The sequence below is a fragment of the Kineococcus glutinatus genome, from assembly GCF_039542765.1.
Classification (GTDB): Bacteria; Actinomycetota; Actinomycetes; order Actinomycetales; family Kineococcaceae; genus Kineococcus_A; species Kineococcus_A glutinatus.
On the sequence record NZ_BAABIL010000772.1, the window covers coordinates 1 to 1,667 of the forward strand.

Genomic DNA, 1,667 nt, shown 5'->3' on the forward strand with positions numbered 1-1,667 from the left:
ACGGCCTCACGGTGGCGGAGGGCCGCCGCGCCGGGGCCGCGCTGGCCGCCGTCGCGCCCCGGCAGCGGCCCACCGCCGTCTTCTGCGCCAACGACCTCGTGGCCCTCGGCGTCCTGCAGGACGCCACCGCGCGCGACGTGCGGGTGCCCTCCGACCTCGCGATCGTCGGTTACGACGACATCGAGTTCGCCGCCGCCGCGGCCGTCCCCCTGACGTCCGTGCGGCAGCCGCGGCACCTGCTGGGCCGCACCGCCGCGGAACTGCTGCTCACCGAGGCGGGCGGCGAGGAGGACCACGTCCACCAGCAGGTCGTCTTCTCCCCCGACCTCGTCGTGCGCCGCTCCAGCGAGCACCGCCGGCCCCGCCGCTGAACCGTGCCGGACCCCCTGGAGGAAACCGTGCCCACCACGTCCGGGGAAACCCCGCCGCAGCCCGGCGCGGGGCCGGTGCGCCTGGCCCTCGTCGGCAGCGGCTACCGCGCGGGCATGGTCCTGCGGCTGGCGCGCCGGCTGCCGCACCTGCTGTCCGTCACCTGTGTCCTGGTGCGGCGGGAGGCCGCCGCCACCGAGGTCCGCGAGCGCTGGGGCCTGCCCGCCGCCCGCGACGTCGCCGGCCTGCTCGCCCGCGGGCGCCCCGAGCTCGCGGTGGTGGCCGCCGCGGCACCCGACGTGCTCGCCGACCTGGTCGGGCGTGGCGTGCACGTCCTGCAGGAGACACCGCCGGCGCCGGACCTGCCCGCGCTGCGCCGGACGTGGGAGCGGGTCGGTCCCAGCGGGCTCGTGCACGTCGCCGAGCAGTACCCGCGCAACCCCGTCAACGCCGCCCGGCGCTCCGTCGTGCGCGGCGGGGCGATCGGCACCCCCACCAGCGCCCAGGTGTCCTCCACGCAGCTGCACCACGCCGTCGCCCTCCTCCGTGACCTGCTCGACGTCGGTTTCGCACCGGCCGAGGTGCGCGCCACCACCACCCGCGCACCGCTGCTCGACCCGCTCGGCCGGGCCGGCTGGACGGGCGAGCGGGCGCCGCGCGAGCTGGCCACCACCATCGCCACCCTCGACTTCGGCGACGGCCGCACCGCGCTCTACGACTTCACCGAGACCCAGACCCGCAACCCGCTGCGCAGCCGGCGCACCGTGGTGCGCGGCAGCCACGGCGAGCTCGTCGACGACCGGCTGGTGCGCTGGGTGGACCCCCGCACGGTGGTGGAGCAGCAGCTGGTGCGCCGGCAGCCCGGCACCCACCAGGACGTGCAGGGCATGTACCTGGACCACATCAGCCTCGACGGGCGCGTGGTGTACCGCAACGACCTGGCCCCGCACCGGCTGACGGACGAGGAGATCGCCGTCACGACCCTCCTGCGCGAGGCCGGGACGTGGGCCCGCGGGCTGGGCCCCGGCCCGTACCCGCTCGCCGAGGGCGCCCAGGACCAGCTCCTCGGCCTCGCCATCGAGGAGGCCGCGGCCACCGGCCGCCCCGTCCGCACCGGCGCGGAGGCGTGGGCGCCCACCGGCTAGCCGCCCGTGCGGGGCAGCACGAGGCGGCGGTGCACCGCGTGCAGGGCCAGCACGAGCAGCGCCGGCAGCAGCAGCACGACGCCCGGCAGCATCAGGGCCAGCAGCGCGGCCACCGCGACCACGGCGAGGGCGGCCGCACCGGCGGGCGGGACC

The 1,667-nt window shown here is 78.1% G+C and carries 2 protein-coding genes; both read left to right on the forward strand.

Annotated elements, in window-relative coordinates; genetic code table 11:
• Window positions 1–371, forward strand: a 371-nt coding sequence (locus ABEB16_RS21255) for a substrate-binding domain-containing protein (RefSeq protein ID WP_345714173.1), incomplete at its 5' end; no start/stop codon positions are given.
• A 27-nt stretch (window positions 372–398) separates the two neighbouring features.
• Window positions 399–1,514, forward strand: coding sequence for a Gfo/Idh/MocA family oxidoreductase (locus ABEB16_RS21260; protein WP_345714174.1), 1,116 nt, complete (start codon window positions 399–401; stop codon window positions 1,512–1,514).
• The last annotated feature ends 153 nt before the right edge of the window (window positions 1,515–1,667 follow it).